The following is a 19,906-nucleotide window of genomic DNA, read 5'->3' on the forward strand; positions in this document are numbered from 1 at the left end:
ATAAAGAACGAAAGAATGAAAAATAAAGAATGAACAATGAGAATCACTGAAATACTCAACCAACGCCGCCGACGTATCCGTCGCAACATCGAAGCCATGCGTCTGCGCCGTATCCGTCGTAACACCCGTCCCAATTACACGCACTGCATGAATTGCGGAACGAAACTGAAAGGTATGTATTGCCACCAGTGTGGACAGTATGCGCTCGATATCCATCAGCCCATGTGGAAATACATCCGTCAGTACTTCGAAAACATGTATCAGTTCGACGGTAAGGTATGGATGACGCTCCGGCTGATGTTTACCCGACCGGGATTTCTGACCAACGAATTCAACGAAGGTAAAATCAACTCCTACGTTCACCCCTTCCGCCTATACATGTTCATTTCCGTCGTGTTCTTCACCTTCTTCTTCATGGCTACCGAACGGATTACCGGACGTGCACTGCTGACAATGGCAGGAGAACAGATTCCTGACACAGTGATGAACACGCTGCGACAGGCAGATGCTACAACACTGCCAGACACTACCATCTACGCCTACAATATGGAAACGCTGCGCAAGGTGCTGGATGCACGCGGAGCAACACAGGCCGACAGCCTTGTCCGTCTGCATTACGAGGACCGCGGCGACGAACTGAATCTGGTCACGATCCCCCGCCTGCTCTTCGACTCCTGCCTGACACGTACTGCCCTTCACGAGGAGAATCAGACTGAAGCCAACATATTGCGCAAGACTGCCAAACTGGGCGAAATGGATGAGGAAGAACTGTTCTACCACAACATGCCTAGCGACTCGGTAACAGGACGTATTACAGCTGACACGTATGACTGGATGACGCGTATTGATCAGAAAGACCAGCTTCACCATCAGGCCACGGCATCGTTCGTACTGGGTCAGTTGTCCAAGTGGACCCCCATGTTCCTGATGTTCCTCCTGCCCCTACAGGCATTACTGTTTAAGGCTTTCTATCCACGCCGACGATACATGGAACACTTTGCCCATGCCACACATCTGAGCAGTTTCCTGCTTGTACTGATGGCCGTACCTGCAAGTATCTTACTTTGGGAATTCAACCTGGGACGTGACAACGATATCAACACTGGTACTGTACAAGATGCCATTATCTTCCTCTCACCTGTGGTGTTGCTGTTCTACCAGCTTGTATCCATGCACACCGTCTACCGCGATGGATGGGGCAAGACTACTGTAAAGTGTCTGCTTACATCAGGTTTATTCAACCTCCTGGCCTTCAGCCTTGCCGCTATGCTGATTTTGTTCCTTGTATTAAAAGCGATAGGAGAATTATGATTCTAAATAAGTATGGAGATGATTCGGTTCCGCTTCGTTCCGGTCAACATGACGGAATGAAAGCAACATCTTAATTCGGCAGGTTTTCTTTGTACTGAATGCCTCCTACTCTCAAAAAGAATCCTGGTCCCCAAACAAACTCTTATCACGAATAACTCCGATTTTCACAGGGATTTCTCTTGTTGACAAGCAAAAGATATATAACCTGTAAAAACCGGAGTTATCCGTAGTAGAGTTGCGTTTTTCAGCTTATTCCCATCCCCCACCAAGTGCTTTGTAAAGGTTGACCATCGTGATACGCTTGTCACGGATGGCATAGCTCAAACTAAGCTGGGCATCGAAATAGGTACGCTGGGCATCGAGCAGATCCATGTAACCAATAGCTCCGTTCACATACTGTAACTGTGCCAGTTCGAGCGTGGACTTGGCCGACTGTTCCAGACGCTGACGCGTATCATAGATATCCTTAATCTTATTGAACTCGGTAATTGCATTATAGGCATCTTTGAATGCACTGAGCACAGCTTTCTCGTAAGCATAAGCAGCACGTTCGCAAGCGGCCTTCTTGGCTTTAAGACGGGCGCGATTCTTGCCCATGGCAAAGATAGGTTGCAACAGTGTACCGCTCAGCAAATGATAAGGCGACTTCAGAATGTCCGACAGTTCTTCACTCTCAGCACCTAGGTTTGCAGTCAGCGTAATACTGGGGAACAGGCTCGTAAAAGCCACACCTACCGCTGCATTGGCTGCTATCAAATCCTGCTCGGCCTGACGTACGTCTGGACGACGTTCAAGCAAAGTGGAAGGAAGACCTACAGGCAAATTCTCGGGCAACACGATATCTACCGTAATAGGTGTACGCCGTATGCTGTGCGGATACTCACCGGTCAGGAAAGACAATTCATTCTCCTTCAGCGTAATCTTTCGTTCCAAATCCGGGACCAAAGTTTCAGTTTTCGCCAATTCCACCTGCGCCTGACGGAAGGGAATTTCAGAAATAAGTCCTCCTTCATAACGCAAACGTACCAGGTGAAGACTCTCCCGACGTGCCTCTAACGTTTGTTGTACAATAGCCAACTCGTTATCCAGTGCCACCAGTTCGAAATAAGCCTGAGCCACCTGTGCCACAAGACTCATCTGCAAAGCACGCCGACTTTCAATCGAACCGACAAACTCTGCCAGGCTGGCATCACGCGCCCAGCGAAGTTTTCCCCAAAGATCAAGTTCCCATGAAATCACTCCTTTCAGTTCAAATTCATTATCCGGATTGTAGTGATCACCACCATAATCATCAGCTTCTTTCTCTGCATAAGCACGTAGTCCGACCGAAGGGAACATGTTGGCAACGTCAATGCGCTTCATAGCAGCCAGTTCTTTCACCCGGGCTGCTGCCATCTGCATGTCTTTGTTATAAACCAGTGTCTTGCGAATCAGTCCCTGCAACAAAGTATCCGCATACAGCCACTCCCAGGGATAATCGGCAAAACTGGTTGTATCGGTATACAAGGCATCCGATCGGTGAGCCGAATCCTGCAACGAAGCTGGCAGTTCGAGCTCCGGACGTGTATAATGTTTGCCCAGCTGACACCCCGAAAGCAACAAAAGGGCAACAAGAAACAACGAAAGTCTATTATATAAGGTATGTATCATAATCTGTTATTTATTGTTTGTAGATAAAAACTCAGGTCCTTTACGAGCGCACCTTTTTCAGCTTGTTCTTCGCCTTGTATATCATGACAAAGAAGAAAGGTACCAGCACGATTCCTACCGTAACCGCCACAATCATTCCGAAGAAAACACCCGTACCGATAGCCTGACGGCTGGCAGAACCCGGTCCGCTGGCAATCACCATAGGCAACATACCCAGGATAAAAGCCAATGAAGTCATCAGAATAGGACGGAAACGCAAGTGAGAAGCATGTAAGGCAGCCTGTACAACATCCTTTCCGGCATCGGCTTCGTCTTTAGCAAACTCTACGATAAGGATGGCATTCTTGGCAGCCAATCCCACCAACATCACCAGACCGATCTGGAAATAAGTATCATTTTCAAGTCCACATGCCGCAACACCCATATAAGCTCCCAACGCAGCCACCGGCAACGAAAGCAATACAGCGATGGGGATGCTCCAACTTTCGTAAAGCGCAGCAAGGAAAAGGAATACAAACAGGAATACCAGTGTCAGAATCAGACCTGTCTGTCCGCCAGCCTGCTTTTCCTGATAAGACAATCCACTCCATTCAATACCGATATTATCCGGCAAATGTTCACGGGCAATCTGTTCCATCAGTTCCATTGCCTGTCCCGAGCTATAGCCCTGAGCTGCCGTACCACGGATAACAGCCGTATTGAACATATTAAAACGTTTGATGCTTCCAGGTCCCGTCGTATATTCTGTATTACCCAGGGCGGTAAGCGGAATCATGGCACCATTGCTTCCTCTTACGAAGAAAAGGTTGATATTATCGCGATGCTCACGATAAGATGCTTCTGCCTGCAAATACACACGATAAATACGGTTGAACATATTGAAGTCGTTCACATAAACCGAACCCGTATAGGCTTTCACCGTTGAAAACACATCGGCCATAGGTACTCCCACCATTTTCACCTTGTCGCGGTCTACATCGAAATACAGCTGTGGAATCTCGGCCTGCAATGACGAGGACAGACTGCTCAGCTCCTTACGTTGCGACGCATAATACATCAAAGTATCGGCTGCCTGTACCAGATTTTCGTACGTAGCATCACCACGAGCTTCGAGCTGCATTTCAAAACCTCCCGATGTACCCAGTCCCGGAATAACAGGCGGAGTCGACAAATATACCTTACACTCGGGATATTCATTGAACTCACGGCTCACACGGTTCATAATCTTATCGATAGTCGTATCGTCACGCTCCTTCCATTCCTTCAGAATCACTGTCAGCTGACTGCGCGCCTGACTTGTTCCCACACGCGGGCTGGTACCGGCAACACTTTGAACATACTCCACTTCCGGCATCTTCATCAAGAAGTCTATGGCGCGATCTGTCACAGTACGTGTACGTTCCAAAGTAGTACCCTCCGGCATTTCCAGCTCTACTGTGAAATACCCCTGATCTTCTACAGGCAAGAAGCTGGTCGGTATCAGTCGATAAAATACAAAGATAAGCACCAGCACCATTCCAAAACCAGCCATCACTCTACGCGGATTCTTAATGACACGCTTGATAATAGCCACATAACGGTGATTGCCCAAGTCGAGCCAGCGGTTAATGGCACGGAACACACGGTTTTTAGGCTTATTGGGATCAGTCGGCTTCAGGATCAGCGAACACATCACAGGACTCAGCGTCAATGCCACTACCGTCGAAAGCAATACCGACACAGCAATCGTCACACTAAACTGACGATACAACTGTCCTGTAATACCTGACAAAAAGCTAACCGGCACAAACACAGCAGCAAGAACAAGCGAAGTGGCTATCAAAGCACTGGTCAGTCCGTCCATGGCTTTCTTGGTGGCTTCGTAAGCGTTCAGATGTTCCTCTTCCATAATACGCTCTACATTCTCCACAACCACAATGGCATCATCCACCACCAGACCGATGGCAAGCACCAATCCCAACAAAGTCAATATATTGAGCGAAAATCCGAAGATAAGCATGAATCCGAAAGTACCGATCAGCGAGATAGGCACAGCTACAATCGGAATCACGGTAGCACGCCAGCTCTGGAGCGAAAGGAATACCACCACAATTACCAGGAATAATGCTTCGAACAATGTCTTGTATACCTCGTGAATGGATTCCGATATGTAAGTTGTCATATCGAAGGGGAACTCATACGACAGGCCTTCGGGAAAACTCTTGCTGATTTCCAACATTGTTTTCTTCACATTCTCGGCCACTTCCATGGCATTGGCTCCCGGCAGCATGTATATACCCAACACTGCTGCATTTCCACCGTTGATACCACTCTCCGTATTGTACGACTGCGCTTCGAGCGAAACACGTGCCACATCGCGCAAACGTATCAGTGAACCGTCAGCATTGGCACGAAGCACAATTTCTTCAAACTCGGCCGCACTGGACAAACGTCCCTGAGCAGTAATAGGAATTGTAATATCAAGTCCTGTTACAGGTTGTTGACCCAATACACCGGCAGCCGATTCACGGTTCTGATCCTTCAATGCATTCTGTACATCCTGCACTGTCAAACCAAAATTGGCCAGACGGGCCGGATCCACCCAGATCTGCATGGCATAATAACGGCTTCCGATATTCGACACACGTCCTACTCCGGGAATACGGCGCAACAGGTCGAGCACATTAATGGTAGCAAAGTTACTTAAATAGATTTCGTCAAATTTAGGATCATCCGACGTCAAGCAGAGCGTCATCAACTGACTGGCTGCCTGCTTTTCTATTTCAATACCGTTCTGCACCACCTCAGCCGGCAAACGCGATTCTGCCAGTTTGATACGGTTCTGAATTTCTACAGCCGCCAGGTCAGGATCAGCAGAAATATCAAATGTGACGGTTGCCGAAAAACCTCCCGAGTTGGAACTGTTCGACTCCATGTAGAGCATACCCGGCGTACCGTTCAATTCCTGTTCGATCGGAGTGGCCACAGCCTGCGACACGGTCAGCGCGCTGGCTCCCGGATACGATGCGCTGATCTTCACGACCGGCGGAGTAATCTGAGGATACTGGTCAATAGGGAGCATCGTCAGGCCGATGATACCCACAATGACAATCAATATAGATATGACAGCCGAAAAAACGGGCCTGTCTATAAAAAAACTTACTTTCATGCTACTGGTTCTGCGTTTAGGTTATGACTTCTTATTCTCTTCCTCTTCCTGAGAAGGCACAGCTTCTCCTACCCGTACCTTGATACCCGGGCTGAGTTTATGATAGCCTTCACTCACTACCATTTCGCCGTGTGCCAATCCACGCTCTACAACTACACTGTTTCCGAACTCAGGTCCCAGTTCGATAAAGCGGCGTTCCACTGTCGAATCACGACGCATGACGAACACATACGCACCTCCTTTTTCTATAATAAGCGACTTTTGCGGAATGACGGTTGCATTCTCACGTACGTCGAGCAGCAATCTTACCTTGGTAAACTGTCCAGGCAGAAGCACCCGGTCAGGATTAGGCATTTCGGCACGAACCGAGAAAGTACCTGTTTTAGGATCAACCTGCGGTTCGGCAAAGTCCACCAAACCTTTATAAGGATACACACTATTATCAGGCAGAGTAATGGTAACAGTAGGCTGCCACGAACGGGTGGAGTCTTTCTGTCCCAAAGTTACGTTACGTTCTTTACTTTTCAGATAGTCGAGTGCTGTCATACTGAAGTCTACCAGCACCGTGTCACTCTTGACCACTGTAGCCAGCAATGATTTTCCAGCCGTACCCACCAGCGTACCCAGATCGACATAACGTTCACTGATGTGTCCCGATATCGGCGAGCGCACCCACGTATATCCCAATTCCTGTTCTGCCTGATCCAGATCGGCCTGACTCATACCCATGCTGGCCACGGCCGTTTCATAAGCCGCAATAGCATTGTCCAGATCGAGCTGACTGGCAGCGTTTTGTTCGAACAAAGGACGTATACGTTCCAAATCGCGCTTGGTTTTTCTCACCGAAGCCGAATCTTTACGCAACTGTGCCCGCGCTTTATCAGCTTTGGCACGATATTGTTTGGGGTCTATGACAAACAAGACCTGGTTTTTAGTTACATAAGTACCTTCGGCAAATTCCATACTTTCGAGAAAGCCTTCCACACGTGCACGCACTTCCACAAATTGCTGTGCTCTGATACGTCCCACATAATCGCCGTAAATTTCTACATCCTCGGTAGCAGCAGGTTCTACCATTACAATAGGAACTTGAGGTTGAACTTTTTCAGGCCATGTCCAGATGACGTATCCGCCCACCAATACAGCCATACAGGCAACCATGCCTATAACTCTCTTTCTCTTCAGCTTCAATTCTTTTTTTGTAAAAAACAGTTTCATGCTTGTTTGTTTATTAAATTTAACCCTGTTATTTTCTGATATAAGAATGCAAGTCCGATGCCAAAACCGGCTTAAGGAGTACAAAGATACGCAAATCTCTCGTTTTCAACAAATAAAGCCATATCAAAATCCTTCCATCCAACCAATCCGCCAATGTGGATTGTGTAGAAACTCCACATCAGCCTGTAGACTTTTTCCACACCACCCCATTCTCAGGCAAACACAAATATACCCAAGCGTTGTTCTAAAAATATTTTCTTTTTTCCTTTTATTGATAAAAAAGTAGTATCTTTACCGAAAATAAAAGGCAATGACTTTTTAGCAGGCTTTTTATTTGCAGGAAAGAATCATTCAATTTCGTCCTGGCCTGTAAAGAATCGAGCCTTCTATATTTTTGGAAAACCAATTATTCACTTAAAAAACGGAAAATTATGGCAAGCAGAAAGAATTTGAAGAAGAGCGTTAACTATATTGCAGGAGAGTTGTTTACCGAATGTTTGGTTATCAGTAAATTTGTTCCGGGAGCAGACAAGCAGAAAGCTGACGAACTGATGGGCGAAATTCTGAACATGCAAGACGAGTTTATCAGTCGCATCAGCCACACCGAACCGGGCAATGTAAAAGGATTCTATAAAAAATTCCATTCAGACTTCAACGCTAAAGTGAACGAGATTATTGATGCCATGAGCAAATTAGGATAAAAATGAAGAAATCCTTTTATAGCTTCATCTTTTACCGCCTATTGGGATGGAAAACCCGTCTGGAAGTGCCCAATTACGACAAGTGCGTAATTTGTGCCGCTCCTCATACGTCCAATTGGGATCTTTTCATCGGAAAACTGTTCTATGGTTCACTTGGACGGAAAGCCTGCTTCATGATGAAAAAAGAATGGTTTTTCTTCCCGTTAGGCATATTTTTCAAAGCGATCGGTGGCATCCCGGTCAATCGTGATAAAAGAACTTCCATGGTCGACCAGATGGCTGAACGATTTGCCAACAGCACCCAGTTTCATTTGGCCATTACGCCCGAAGGTACACGCAAGGCCAATCCGGAATGGAAAAAAGGGTTTTACTACATTGCCCTGAAAGCGCAGGTACCCATTGTACTCATCGGAGTAGACTATCCGTCAAAAACAATCTATGCCACCAAAGTAGTCATCCCTACAGGAGATTTCGAAAAAGAAATGCGCGAAATAAAGCTTTACTTCAAGGCATTCCGGGGCAAACATCCTGCCAATTTCACGATTGGAGATGTATAACAAACTTCTATCACGCACCCCTACCATGGACTCATTACGCATTAGCCTTCTGCAAACAGACATCATTTGGGAAAACAAAACAGAAAACCTTCGCCGCGTACACGAGAAACTGCAATCCCTCTGTGGAAAAACGGACATCCTTGTTTTGCCCGAAATGTTCTCGACCGGTTTCAGCATGTCACCCGCAGCCTTGGCTGAACCTGTGACCGGAGAGACCATTACCACCCTGCAGCAATGGTCCAAACAATACCAGATGGCCATTACCGGGAGTTTCATTGCAAGCGATTCCGACCCCGTTTCGGTACAACACTATTACAACCGTGGCTTTTTCCTTACCCCCGAAGGCGAAAGCCACTTTTACGATAAGCGGCATCTGTTTCGCATCGGCATGGAAGGCGAACAATACACAGCTGGCAACCAACGTCCAATCATCACTTACAAAGGTTGGCACATTCTATTGCTAATTTGTTACGACCTGCGTTTCCCGGTATGGAGTCGCAATGTCGACAACGAATACGATCTGCTAATTTATGTAGCCAGCTGGCCCTCTTCCCGCCGCAGTGCCTGGGATATCCTGCTTCAGGCACGCGCCCAGGAAAACCTCTGCTACACATGCGGAGTAAACCGTATTGGAACAGACGGAAACGGACTTATCTACAACGGAGGAAGCATCCTGTACTCGCCCAAAGGAGAAGCGCTGGCGTCCGTCCCTAACGACAAAGAGAGCATTGCCACCACAACACTCTCTTTCAATCAACTGCAAAACTTCCGGAAGAAGTTTCCCGTATGGCAAGATGCCGACCGTTTTTCTATTTTCTCAGATAATAATTCACGGTAGTCACCACACGTATACTTTTAATATAAGGTGTATTGGCGTCACGATCGGTAATCGTAAACTGCCCCTGCGACGCATTCCGTATCTTACCCAGCTTGCTGTCCGAATCTTTGGCAAATTTTTCAGCCGCGGCCCGTGCATTTTTGGTTGCCTCTTCTATCATCTGCGGCTTTACCTCATTCAGTCCCGTAAACTCATACACTACATTATACCGGTAATCCCCTCCCGTTATCGTGATTCCCTGTTTCATCAGTTCGGCCTGTTCTGACATCAATTTACGCACCTTATCCACATTTTTCGATGTCACGGTTATCACCGAAGTGGCATTATAACGATAGTTCACATTACGGTCGGCATACCGTTCGGCCTGCATATCTATTACTTCGGGCGGTGCAATGCTGATTTCATCATCACCGATTCCGTTCGATTTCAAAAACTGCACAATTGCCTTGTTTTTCTGTTCCAGATTAGCATACAGCACAGCCGGATCATTCCCGATGTCCTTATACATCAGGGGCCATACAACTTTATCAGCCGGAACTTCCATTTCAGCCAATCCTTTCACTGTTACCACCCGATCTTTTTCTCTAAAATCGTTGATACCGTTTCGTATCATCACACCCAGCATAATGATACCGATGGCGATAATAATCGCTTCAATTCTCCAGTTTTTCATAAACGGTTAAATATTTAAGTTACGTTGTTTGATATTCTTCCCAAAGTTAAATCGTTATAGAGACACTCACTTTGCCAAAGTCAAGAGCAACAGCATAGCAAGATCTCATTTCCCGCTTTTAATGCTTAATCATAGGCCTTTTGCACCCTATTAATTTTAATAAATCCAAGACTTAAGTATATAACACCCCAAACATAAAGAAATATCTGCATAGAGCCTTCTTTTTAAAGAATTTTAAACTACACCACTTCCACGTTTTTTAGCCAAACCTGATTTGGAAGCGTTCAAAGGCATATATTTCTATCATTTTCCAATGCGTCCTATATCTTTTGACAGCTTTATTTTGACTTTTTAAAGAAAATACCTGCAATAAATGAGTGCAACATAGGCAAAAAGTCCCTACATTTGTATTTTGAAGTGTGTTTTTATCACACAGGCAAGAAAATACTTAATCTTAATAAACTAACCAACTAAATCCTATGTTGACTCAATTAATCAACGCACGCATCCTTACTCCTCAAGGATGGCTTAAAGACGGTTCCGTATTGATAAGGGACAATAAAATATTGGAAGTAACCAATTGCGACCTCGCCGTAATCGGCGCCCAACTGATCGATGTCAAAGGCATGTATGTACTGCCTGGTGGTGTAGAAATCCATGCCCACGGCGGAGGAGGACGCGACTTTATGGAATGTACGGAAGATGCATTCCGCACAGCTGTAAACACACACATGCGTTACGGCACAACCAGTATTTTCCCCACCTTGTCTTCATCCACAGTGCCTATGATCGAACAGGCTGCTGAAACATGTACGAAACTGATGCAGGAAAAAGACAGCCCCATATTGGGTCTGCATCTCGAAGGCCATTATCTGAATATGGCAATGGCCGGTGGTCAGATGCCCGAAAACATCAAAAACCCCGACCCCAATGAATATATTCCCATTGTAGAAAAATGGAATTGTATCAAGCGATGGGATGCAGCTCCCGAGTTACCGGGCGCTATGCAGTTTGGCAAATATATTTCAGCCAAAGGCATACTGGCATCAGTCGCCCATACACAGGCTGAATTCGAAGACATCCGCACAGCCTACGAAGCCGGATATACGCATGCCACTCATTTCTACAATGCCATGCCCGGATTCCACAAGCGTCGTGAATACAAGTACGAAGGTACGGTAGAAAGTATCTACCTGTTGGACGACATGACAGTAGAAGTAGTTGCCGACGGCATACATGTGCCTCCCACGATCCTGCGCCTTGTCTACAAGATAAAAGGTGTGGAACGCACCTGTCTCATCACCGATGCATTGGCTTGCGCAGCCAGCGACAGCCAGGAAGCATTCGACCCTCGCGTCATCATCGAAGACGGTGTATGCAAGCTGGCCGACCGTTCCGCACTGGCCGGCAGTATTGCCACAATGGACCGTCTGATACGTACAATGGTGCAAAAGGCCGACATACCTTTGGCCGATGCTGTACGTATGGCTTCGGAAACACCGGCGCGTATCATGGGAGTCTACGACCGCAAAGGTTCACTCCAAAAAGGAAAAGATGCCGATATCATCGTCATGGACGACGATCTCAAGATCAGAGCAGTATGGGCTATGGGCCGGTTGATACCAGAAACCAATACACTCTCATAATTTTTTTTTAAGTTGGCAAGTTTATCTGTTTTTTGAGTTGGCAAGTTTGTTTGTTTTCAGATTTAAGTTTCTACAAGAGCATATCCAATCTGCAACTCATCAGCTTAAAGACTCAAAAACGATTATAACCATTTATAATATCACAAGTTTATGAAAACCAATCTAAGTTCTCAAATCACTCTCAACAGAGTATCCCCCAGGTACTACAGACCTGAGAATGCTTTCGAACGTTCCGTCCTTACCCGGCTGGAAAAGATACCGACAGACATTTATGAATCACCCGAAGAAGGTGCCAACCAGGTTGCTCTCGACATTGCGCAGATCATCCGTGACAAGCAGAAAGCCGGCCGCTTCTGTGTGCTGGCCTTAGCCGGTGGCAATTCTCCGCGTAACGTATATTCAGCCCTCATCCGTATGCATCGTGAAGAAGGACTGAGCTTCCGCAACGTCATTGTGTTCAATCTTTACGAATACTACCCATTGTCAGAAAATGCGGTAAGCAGCAACCTCAATTCTTTAAAGGAAATGTTGCTCAACCACGTAGACATTGACCCGCAGAATATTTTCAGCCCCAGTGGTAGCATCGCCAAAGATACCATCTTCGAATATTGCCGCCTGTACGAACAGCGCATCGAAAGCTTTGGAGGCATCGACGTTGCAGTGCTGGGCATCGGACGTGTTGGTAACATTGGCTTCAACGAGCCCGGATCGCGACTGAATTCCACCACCCGTCTGATTTTGCTGGACAACGCTTCACGCAACGAAGCTTCCAAGATGTTCGGCAACATCGAAAATACTCCCATCAGCTCCATCACCATGGGCGTATCCACCATTCTCGCTGCAAAGAAAGTATACCTGATGGCCTGGGGTGAAGAAAAGGCGCAAATGATCAAAGAGTGTGTCGAAGGCAACATCACCGATACAATTCCGGCATCTTACCTGCAGACCCACAACAATGCGCACATCGCCATCGACCTGTCAGCAGCTGCCAACCTGACCCGTATCCAACGCCCGTGGCTGGTCACTTCATGCGAGTGGAACGACAAGCTCATCCGGAGTGCCATTGTCTGGCTGTGTCAGCTTACCGGCAAACCCATCCTGAAACTGACCAACAAAGACTATAACGAGAACGGTTTAAGCGAATTGCTGGCACTCTACGGTTCTGCCTACAATGTCAACATCAAGATATTCAACGACCTGCAACACACCATCACCGGATGGCCGGGTGGCAAACCCAACGCCGACGATACGTACCGTCCCGAGCGCGCCAATCCGTATCCAAAGCGAGTTATTGTCTTCTCTCCCCATCCCGATGACGATGTCATCTCTATGGGAGGCACCATCCGCCGTCTGGTAGAACAGAAGCACGATGTACATGTAGCTTACGAAACTTCCGGCAACATTGCCGTAGGCGATGAGGAAGTGATCCGTTTCCTGCATTTCATCAACGGTTTCAACCAGCTTTTCAATAACAGCGAGGACCAGGTAATCAACGAAAAATACGCTGAAATCCGCAAATACCTGCGCGAAAAGCAAGACGGCGACATGGACACGCGCGACATCCTGACCATCAAGGGACTGATCCGTCGGGGCGAAGCACGTACTGCCTGCACGTACAACAACATTCCCCTCGACCATTGCCACTTCCTCGATCTGCCTTTCTACGAAACCGGCAAAATCCAGAAGAACCCTATCAGCGAAGCCGATGTGGAAATCGTACGTAACCTGTTGCGCGAAGTGAAGCCTCACCAGATATTCGTAGCCGGTGACCTGGCCGACCCGCACGGCACACACCGTGTCTGCACCGATGCCGTATTTGCCGCTATCGACCTCGAAAAGGAAGAAGATGCCGAATGGCTGAAGGATTGCCGCATCTGGATGTACCGCGGAGCATGGGCCGAGTGGGAAATCGAGAACATCGAAATGGCAGTACCCATCAGTCCGGAAGAACTGCGTGCTAAACGTAACTCTATCCTCAAGCATCAGTCGCAGATGGAAAGCGCCCCGTTCCTGGGCAACGACGAACGCCTGTTCTGGCAACGCAGCGAAGACCGCAACCGCGCCACAGCCAACTTGTACAACAAACTGGGTCTGGCCAGCTACGAAGCCATGGAAGCTTTCGTCGAATACATTCCTCTATAAAGGAGAGTGTGCCAAAGCCCAAAGTGGCTGACCTTTTGTTATTTTGTCATTCTGAGCAAAGCGAAGAATCTCGAAAACAGTTATTCATGTATCAAGATCCTTCACTTCGTTCAGGATGACATTAACATAATGAATATACTTCCCCATTTTGACACATTCTCCTTTCCTGTCACTTTATTACAAGAATTTTCCCGATGAAGAAATTCGCGTTTTCTTTTCTTCTTTGTCTGGCAGCCGTCAGCTTGCACGCACAAGACATCGAACGCAATGTCGAAGAGCGACTACAGAATTTTTTCCACAACTACACCTGCTCGGCTACCCGTCTCGGTACATGCCGCCTGGACAGTTTCCGCATCGACTATTCCCGGAAAGAGATACATATTTATGCCGGCGACCGCTTTGCCAACCAGCCCTTCCGCCCCGAAATCGCCGACGGAATCTACCGTAGCATCCGTCAGCTTCTGCCCGGACCGGTGAACTATTTCGACATTACTCTGTATGCTGAAGGACGAAGCATCGAAGACCTTATTCCCAACTTCTACCGCAAAGGGAAAAAAGACAAGAAACGCCTGTTTCATAACCTCGAATCCAAGACTGCTCCGTGGGTCAGTAGCCTTTCCCGTCCTTACGACATCACCCGCGGCCTTGCCGGACGCCATATCGCCATCTGGCAAAGTCACGGTCTGTACTACATCAACAGCAAGAACCAATGGGGCTGGCAACGCCCCCGGTTGTTCTGCACCACCGAAGACCAGTTCACCCAGTCGTTTGTATTGCCCTACCTCATCCCCATGCTCGAAAACGCCGGAGCCTGTGTCTATACGCCACGCGAGCGCGACACACAGTCCCACGAAGTCATCGTCGACAACGACGGTGCTCCCGTAAAGACGCGTTCCATCTATTTCGAAGAGAAAAGCCGGAAAGCCCGCTGGACTGATGCCTCCCTGCCAGGATTCGCCTGGCGGAAAACCGTCTACCGGGATGGAGAGAATCCCTTTACCGACGGCACTGCCCGCTTTGCCCGCACCGAAAAGAAAAAAGAAAAAGCCTTCGCCGAATGGATTCCCGACATCCCCGAAACCGGCGAATATGCCGTATACGTATCCTACCAGACCTTGCCCGAAAGCGTCAGCGATGCCAAATACCTGGTCTTTCACAACGGCGGAGTCACCGAGTTCAAAGTCAACCAGCAAATCGGGAGCGGTACCTGGGTTTATCTGGGCACGTTCTCATTCGATAAGGGAGTCAACGATTACGGCATGGTTGTCCTGAGCAACGAAAGTCAGGAAAACGGAGTAGTCTGTGCCGATGCAGTCCGCTTCGGAGGAGGAATGGGGAACATAGCCCGGGGCGGGCAGACCAGCGGACTTCCCCGCTACCTCGAAGGAGCCCGTTACACTGCCCAATGGGCCGGCATGCCTGCACAGGTCTACGGCCGTCCCGAAGCCGATAACGACTATGCCGACGACATCAACGCCCGTTCGCGCACCATCAACTACCTGTCCGGTGGCTCCGTCTTCAACCCCGACGAACCGGGCAAGGGAATCCCGTTCGAAATGAGCATGGCACTCCACAGCGACGCCGGAGTCAGCAAGGAGGACTGTATCATCGGCACACTGGGCATCTATACCGCCCGTACCGTCGACGAGCCACTGGGTGCCGGTACCGACCGCTATGCTTCCCGCGACCTCTCCGACCTGCTGCTCTCCCAACTCCAGCGCGACCTCCGCTCTACGTTCAATGTCGACTGGACACGCCGCAGCATGTGGAACCGCAACTACAGCGAAACCCGCCTCCCCGCCGTTCCCTCTACCATTGTCGAATTGTTGTCCCACCAGAACTTTGCCGACATGCGGCTGGGACACGACCCGCATTTCAAGTTCACCGTCGGACGCTCGCTCTACAAAGCCATTCTGAAATATCTGTGCACCCAGCACGACCGTCCCTATGTCGTACAGCCCCTGCCGGTCAACCGCTTTGCCGCTCAGTTCGGTCGGAAAAAGAATACGGTCGAGCTTTCCTGGAAACCGGTTGCAGACCCTGCCGAACCGTCAGCCAGCCCGAACGAATACATTGTCTACACACGCATCGGACGAGGCGGTTTCGACAACGGCGTACGCGTCAGCAGTCCCTCCTATACCATGAAGATAGAACCGGGCATCATCTATTCTTTCAAAGTGACTGCCGTCAACCGGGGCGGTGAAAGTTTTCCGTCCGAGATTCTGTCGGTCTACAAAGCCCGCCACGAAGAAAAACAGGTGCTCATCGTCAACGGATTCGACCGCATCAGTGGTCCTGCCGTCCTCAGCAACGATGTGCAGGCAGGGTTCGACCTGACACAGGATATCGGCGTACCTTACCTTTACGACATCTCCCTCTGCGGCTACCAGCAGGACTTCAACCGTAAGAATGCCGGCACCACCCTGGGCGAAAGCGGCGACGAACTGGAAGGAATAAAAATAGCAGGTAACCGTTTCGACTATCCCTTCATCCACGGCAAAGCCATACAGGCCGCAGGCAGATACAGCTTCGTATCGTGCAGCGACGAAGCCGTCGAAGAAGGGCACGTCAGCCTCGAAGATTATCCCATCGTCGACTATATCCTGGGCATGGAGAAAGACGACCGCGACAGCAATCCTGCCCGCAATGTCTATTATAAGACTTTCTCCTCCCCCATGCAGCGGGCTCTCACTTTCTACTGCCAGTCAGGTGGCCGTCTGCTGGTCAGCGGTGCATACGTTGCCAGCGACATGAACAGCTCGCAAGGCGAACGCACATTCACACAGGATGTATTGAAATACAGATATGCCGGACAGTTCAAACCCGGCGGCAATCCGATTTCCGTTCAGGGCCTGGGCCGCAACCTGAGCATTCCCAGTGCCCCCAACAGTTCGACCTGCCCCATCGCTTCGGCCGACTGCCTCCAACCCACTGCATCCGCCTTTGCCGCTATGGTCTACACCGACAACCGCACCGCCTCGGCCATTGCCTACAAAGGAAACAATTACCGGACGTTCGTCATGGGATTCCCCTTCGAGTCTATCCGTTCCGAATCAGACAGGGCAGGCATCATGGCATCCATACTGAAGTTTTTTGAATAATCAAAAAAAACTTCTATCTTTGCCACAAACGAAATACGGAAGGAGTTAATGAGCTTTTAAGTTTTTGAGTTTTTAAGTTGATGAGTTGATGAATTTTTAAGTTAAAGTAAAACGATCACTTACAAACTCAAAACCCAAAAACTCAAGAACTCAGAAACTCAAAAAACTTAAGAACTCAAAAACTTAAAACTTAAAAACTCAAAAGCCATGTACACCATACAAGCCAACCCCAGCGGGACACGCAGCATCGAGGTTTCCGACGAGAATCTCTCTACGATCGAAAGATACGGTCTTTTCCGCCATCTGATTGACAGCAACGGCATTGTCGACGAAACCGTACTCGACAAACTGAAACTGAACATCCGCTCCCTGATTGCTTCTCAGGAAGAGAACTGCAAGGACCTGCTCGACCTGTGCATCGACGTTATCTACCACAACAATATGAAGGCATTTGGTCTGCAGCAACTCATCAAGTTGTACCTCCAATGGCTTCCCAACCAGACGCCCTCAGAAGAAGACGAAGAAGAATGAAAACAGTCAATACCTGCGGACAACGGCATTACAGTCCACTCATCCCCGCCATGAAAGCGATATGCGAAGCAGCCGAAGGCGAGCAGTTGGAAATCATCATGGATGATTCCCTGGCATTCAACGACCTGAAGGAATATCTTTCAGAGCAGCAGATCGGCTTCCGCGAAATCTACAACGGCGAACAGCTGACTTTACAATTCATCCCCTCTCCCCGCCCATGAAAGAATGCCGGCTTACAGACTGGTTGCCCACTACCAAAAAAGAAGTGGAACTCCGTGGATGGGACGAATTGGATGTCATCCTTTTCAGCGGCGATGCTTACGTAGACCACCCCTCGTTCGGTGCGGCTGTCATTGGCCGTATCCTCGAAGCCGAAGGCCTGCGGGTAGCCATTGTACCCCAACCCAACTGGCGCGACGACCTGCGCGATTTCAAGAAGCTGGGACGTCCCCGCCTGTTTTTCGGCATCAGTGCCGGCTGCATGGACTCGATGGTCAACAAATATACGGCCAACAAGCGTCTGCGCAGCGACGATGCCTATACTCCCGATGCCCGTTCGGACATGCGGCCCGAATATCCGTCTATCGTCTATACCCAAATACTGAAGCGTCTCTATCCCGATGTCCCCGTCGTACTCGGAGGCATCGAAGCCAGTATGCGCCGGCTCACGCACTACGACTACTGGCAGGACAAGGTGCTGCCCAGCATTCTGGTAGACAGCGGTGCCGATGCCCTTATCTACGGCATGGGCGAAAAGCCTGTTGTCGAACTTGTCCGCCGGCTGTCCGCAGCCGGTACCGAACCATGTACCGTCGGTCCGCACTTCCGGCAATGCATTGCCGACATTCCCCAGATGGCTTACCTTGACGCCCATCCTGTTTCGCACGAAGACGACATCCTTCTCTTCTCTCACGAAGAATGCCTGAAAGACAAGAAAAAACAGGCGGCCAACTTCCGTCACATCGAGGAAGAGAGCAACAAGTACGCCGCTTCGCGCATCCTGCAGGTAGTAGGCCGTCAGACGGTCGTCGTCAATCCGCCCTATCCGCCGCTTACCGAAGCCGAACTCGACCACTCGTTCGACCTGCCCTATACCCGGCTGCCGCATCCCAAGTACAAGGGAAAACGCATCCCCGCCTACGACATGATCAAGTTTTCGGTCAACATCCATCGGGGCTGTTTCGGAGGCTGTGCTTTCTGCACCATCTCTGCCCATCAGGGCAAGTTCATCGTCAGCCGCTCCAAGGAAAGCATCCTGCGCGAAGTCAAGGCCATCATGCAGCTGCCCGACTTCAAAGGTTACCTCAGCGACCTGGGTGGTCCCAGTGCCAACATGTACCGCATGCATGGCAACAATCCCGAGCTCTGCCACAAGTGCAAGCGTCCGTCGTGCATCCATCCGCAGGTGTGCCCCAACCTGAACACCGACCACCGCCCGCTGCTCGACATTTACCATGCTGTCGACGCCCTGCCGGGCATCAAGAAGTCGTTCATCGGCAGTGGCGTACGCTACGACCTGCTGTTGCACGAAAGCAAAGACCCGGAAATCAACCGCAGCACCCGTCAGTATACCCACGAGCTTATTGCCCGCCATGTCAGCGGCCGGCTGAAAGTAGCACCCGAACATACGTCCGACCGTGTGCTCCGCATCATGCGGAAACCGTCGTTCAGCCAGTTCGAAACCTTCAAGAAGCAGTTCGATGCCATCAACCGCCAGGAAGGATTGCGCCAGCAGCTCATTCCCTACTTCATCTCCAGCCACCCCGGTTGCAAAGAAGAAGATATGGCCGAGCTTGCTGTCATCACCCGTCGTCTGAACTTTCAACTGGAGCAGGTGCAGGACTTCACGCCCACCCCCATGACGGTCTCCACCGAAACATGGTATACGGGCTACCATCCTTACACCCTCGAACCCGTCTTCAGTGCCCGTACCCAACGCGAGAAACTCGCCCAGCGCCTGTTCTTCTTCTGGTACAAACCCGAAGAACGCAAAAACATCCTCAACGAGCTTCGACGCATCGGCCGTACGGATCTGATCGATAAGCTGTATGGGAAGAAGAGATAGGGAGCCTCACCCCAACAAAAGTGTGTAAAAACAAAGGTATCTGAAATTCTCCTCCTTCTGGAAGGTTGTCCTCCCCTGATAACGGGGGAGTTAAGAGGGGGTGAGTACCCGAAGGGGGAGGTGGTAGGCGAAACCATAAAGTATTGATATACAGAGCGATGTAAATCCTACCACCCCGTCCGTTGGGCAGAAGGTGTGTCAAATTAAGAAACCGCTTTCCTTTAGGCACGGATTACACGGAATTTCGCGGATGATTATTCTTCTTTCTCTGCGTTTTTCCGCGTAATCCGTGCCTAAAAATAACAAAATGTCAGTCACTTTTAGT

14 protein-coding genes are annotated in these 19,906 nt (G+C 49.2%); 10 read left to right on the forward strand and 4 right to left on the reverse strand.

Annotated features, from left to right (window positions below; translation table 11 throughout):
• Positions 1-36 precede the first annotated feature (36 nt).
• A complete protein-coding gene (locus tag Q3C19_RS00780; protein WP_302726507.1) occupies positions 37-1,311 on the forward strand; it encodes a DUF3667 domain-containing protein in 1,275 nt (424 codons plus the stop codon).
• A gap of 249 nt (positions 1,312-1,560) precedes the next feature.
• On the opposite strand, the gene Q3C19_RS00785 is transcribed toward Q3C19_RS00780, so the two are convergent.
• Genes Q3C19_RS00785 through Q3C19_RS00795 form a run of 3 tightly spaced genes read right to left on the reverse strand, consistent with a single transcriptional unit; the run spans position 1,561 to position 7,327 of the window.
• Complete coding sequence (locus Q3C19_RS00785) at positions 1,561-2,964, reverse strand: efflux transporter outer membrane subunit (RefSeq protein WP_071149774.1); 1,404 nt, start codon at positions 2,962-2,964, stop codon at positions 1,561-1,563.
• Between the two features lie 37 nt (positions 2,965-3,001).
• Complete coding sequence (locus tag Q3C19_RS00790; protein WP_022163444.1) at positions 3,002-6,109, reverse strand: efflux RND transporter permease subunit; 3,108 nt, start codon at positions 6,107-6,109, stop codon at positions 3,002-3,004.
• Between the two features lie 21 nt (positions 6,110-6,130).
• The gene (locus Q3C19_RS00795; protein ID WP_022163445.1) at positions 6,131-7,327 is read right to left on the reverse strand and encodes an efflux RND transporter periplasmic adaptor subunit; all 1,197 of its coding nucleotides are present in this window, start codon (positions 7,325-7,327) and stop codon (positions 6,131-6,133) included.
• Between the two features lie 431 nt (positions 7,328-7,758).
• On the opposite strand from Q3C19_RS00795, the gene Q3C19_RS00800 reads away from it, so the two are divergent.
• Genes Q3C19_RS00800 through Q3C19_RS00810 form a run of 3 tightly spaced genes read left to right on the forward strand, consistent with a single transcriptional unit; the run spans position 7,759 to position 9,423 of the window.
• On the forward strand, positions 7,759-8,028 hold the full coding sequence (locus Q3C19_RS00800; protein WP_022163446.1) for a hypothetical protein: 270 nt from the start codon (positions 7,759-7,761) through the stop codon (positions 8,026-8,028).
• A gap of 2 nt (positions 8,029-8,030) precedes the next feature.
• The gene (locus Q3C19_RS00805; RefSeq protein ID WP_071149776.1) at positions 8,031-8,585 is read left to right on the forward strand and encodes a 1-acyl-sn-glycerol-3-phosphate acyltransferase; all 555 of its coding nucleotides are present in this window, start codon (positions 8,031-8,033) and stop codon (positions 8,583-8,585) included.
• A gap of 25 nt (positions 8,586-8,610) precedes the next feature.
• Positions 8,611-9,423 carry an amidohydrolase gene (locus Q3C19_RS00810; protein ID WP_302726510.1) on the forward strand — a complete coding sequence of 271 codons (813 nt, stop codon included), beginning with the start codon at positions 8,611-8,613 and terminating at the stop codon, positions 9,421-9,423.
• On the opposite strand, the gene Q3C19_RS00815 is transcribed toward Q3C19_RS00810, so the two are convergent.
• The gene (locus tag Q3C19_RS00815; protein WP_022163449.1) at positions 9,395-10,096 is read right to left on the reverse strand and encodes an SIMPL domain-containing protein; all 702 of its coding nucleotides are present in this window, start codon (positions 10,094-10,096) and stop codon (positions 9,395-9,397) included. The two genes, Q3C19_RS00810 and Q3C19_RS00815, sit on opposite strands and share 29 nt — an antisense overlap.
• 479 nt (positions 10,097-10,575) lie before the next feature.
• Here Q3C19_RS00815 and nagA point away from each other — a divergent pair, with 479 nt between their 5' ends.
• The 6 genes from nagA (at position 10,576) to Q3C19_RS00845 (ending at position 19,581) form a co-directional block, all read left to right on the forward strand.
• Positions 10,576-11,742, forward strand: a complete 1,167-nt coding sequence (gene nagA, locus Q3C19_RS00820) for an N-acetylglucosamine-6-phosphate deacetylase (protein ID WP_022163450.1) — start codon at positions 10,576-10,578, stop codon at positions 11,740-11,742.
• 150 nt (positions 11,743-11,892) lie between these two features.
• Positions 11,893-13,884: a glucosamine-6-phosphate deaminase gene (locus Q3C19_RS00825; RefSeq protein WP_022163451.1), complete on the forward strand. Its 1,992-nt coding sequence runs from the start codon at positions 11,893-11,895 to the stop codon at positions 13,882-13,884.
• A gap of 194 nt (positions 13,885-14,078) precedes the next feature.
• Positions 14,079-16,985: a xanthan lyase gene (locus Q3C19_RS00830; RefSeq protein WP_302726514.1), complete on the forward strand. Its 2,907-nt coding sequence runs from the start codon at positions 14,079-14,081 to the stop codon at positions 16,983-16,985.
• A gap of 207 nt (positions 16,986-17,192) precedes the next feature.
• On the forward strand, positions 17,193-17,516 hold the full coding sequence (locus tag Q3C19_RS00835; RefSeq protein WP_022163453.1) for a hypothetical protein: 324 nt from the start codon (positions 17,193-17,195) through the stop codon (positions 17,514-17,516).
• Positions 17,513-17,737: a sulfurtransferase TusA family protein gene (locus Q3C19_RS00840; RefSeq protein WP_022163454.1), complete on the forward strand. Its 225-nt coding sequence runs from the start codon at positions 17,513-17,515 to the stop codon at positions 17,735-17,737. The genes Q3C19_RS00835 and Q3C19_RS00840 overlap by 4 nt, the downstream gene beginning before the upstream one ends.
• Complete coding sequence (locus Q3C19_RS00845; protein WP_302726516.1) at positions 17,734-19,581, forward strand: YgiQ family radical SAM protein; 1,848 nt, start codon at positions 17,734-17,736, stop codon at positions 19,579-19,581. The genes Q3C19_RS00840 and Q3C19_RS00845 overlap by 4 nt, the downstream gene beginning before the upstream one ends.
• Positions 19,582-19,906: the final 325 nt, after the last annotated feature.

It is taken from the genome of Bacteroides sp. ET489 (assembly GCF_030518095.1).
Lineage (GTDB): Bacteria > Bacteroidota > Bacteroidia > Bacteroidales > Bacteroidaceae > Bacteroides > Bacteroides ndongoniae.

What these genes read in the sequence shown, in the direction of transcription:
- Q3C19_RS00830 (WP_302726514.1), top strand. Translation starts at nt 14,079, where the DNA reads ATGAAGAAATTCGCGTTTTCTTTTCTTCTTTGTCTGGCAGCCGTCAGC.
- Q3C19_RS00845 (WP_302726516.1), top strand. Translation starts at nt 17,734, where the DNA reads ATGAAAGAATGCCGGCTTACAGACTGGTTGCCCACTACCAAAAAAGAA.
- Q3C19_RS00815 (WP_022163449.1), bottom strand. Translation starts at nt 10,096, where the DNA reads ATGAAAAACTGGAGAATTGAAGCGATTATTATCGCCATCGGTATCATT.
- Q3C19_RS00825 (WP_022163451.1), top strand. Translation starts at nt 11,893, where the DNA reads ATGAAAACCAATCTAAGTTCTCAAATCACTCTCAACAGAGTATCCCCC.
- Q3C19_RS00810 (WP_302726510.1), top strand. Translation starts at nt 8,611, where the DNA reads ATGGACTCATTACGCATTAGCCTTCTGCAAACAGACATCATTTGGGAA.
- Q3C19_RS00835 (WP_022163453.1), top strand. Translation starts at nt 17,193, where the DNA reads ATGTACACCATACAAGCCAACCCCAGCGGGACACGCAGCATCGAGGTT.
- Q3C19_RS00795 (WP_022163445.1), bottom strand. Translation starts at nt 7,327, where the DNA reads ATGAAACTGTTTTTTACAAAAAAAGAATTGAAGCTGAAGAGAAAGAGA.
- nagA (WP_022163450.1), top strand. Translation starts at nt 10,576, where the DNA reads ATGTTGACTCAATTAATCAACGCACGCATCCTTACTCCTCAAGGATGG.
- Q3C19_RS00840 (WP_022163454.1), top strand. Translation starts at nt 17,513, where the DNA reads ATGAAAACAGTCAATACCTGCGGACAACGGCATTACAGTCCACTCATC.
- Q3C19_RS00805 (WP_071149776.1), top strand. Translation starts at nt 8,031, where the DNA reads ATGAAGAAATCCTTTTATAGCTTCATCTTTTACCGCCTATTGGGATGG.
- Q3C19_RS00790 (WP_022163444.1), bottom strand. Translation starts at nt 6,109, where the DNA reads ATGAAAGTAAGTTTTTTTATAGACAGGCCCGTTTTTTCGGCTGTCATA.
- Q3C19_RS00800 (WP_022163446.1), top strand. Translation starts at nt 7,759, where the DNA reads ATGGCAAGCAGAAAGAATTTGAAGAAGAGCGTTAACTATATTGCAGGA.
- Q3C19_RS00780 (WP_302726507.1), top strand. Translation starts at nt 37, where the DNA reads ATGAGAATCACTGAAATACTCAACCAACGCCGCCGACGTATCCGTCGC.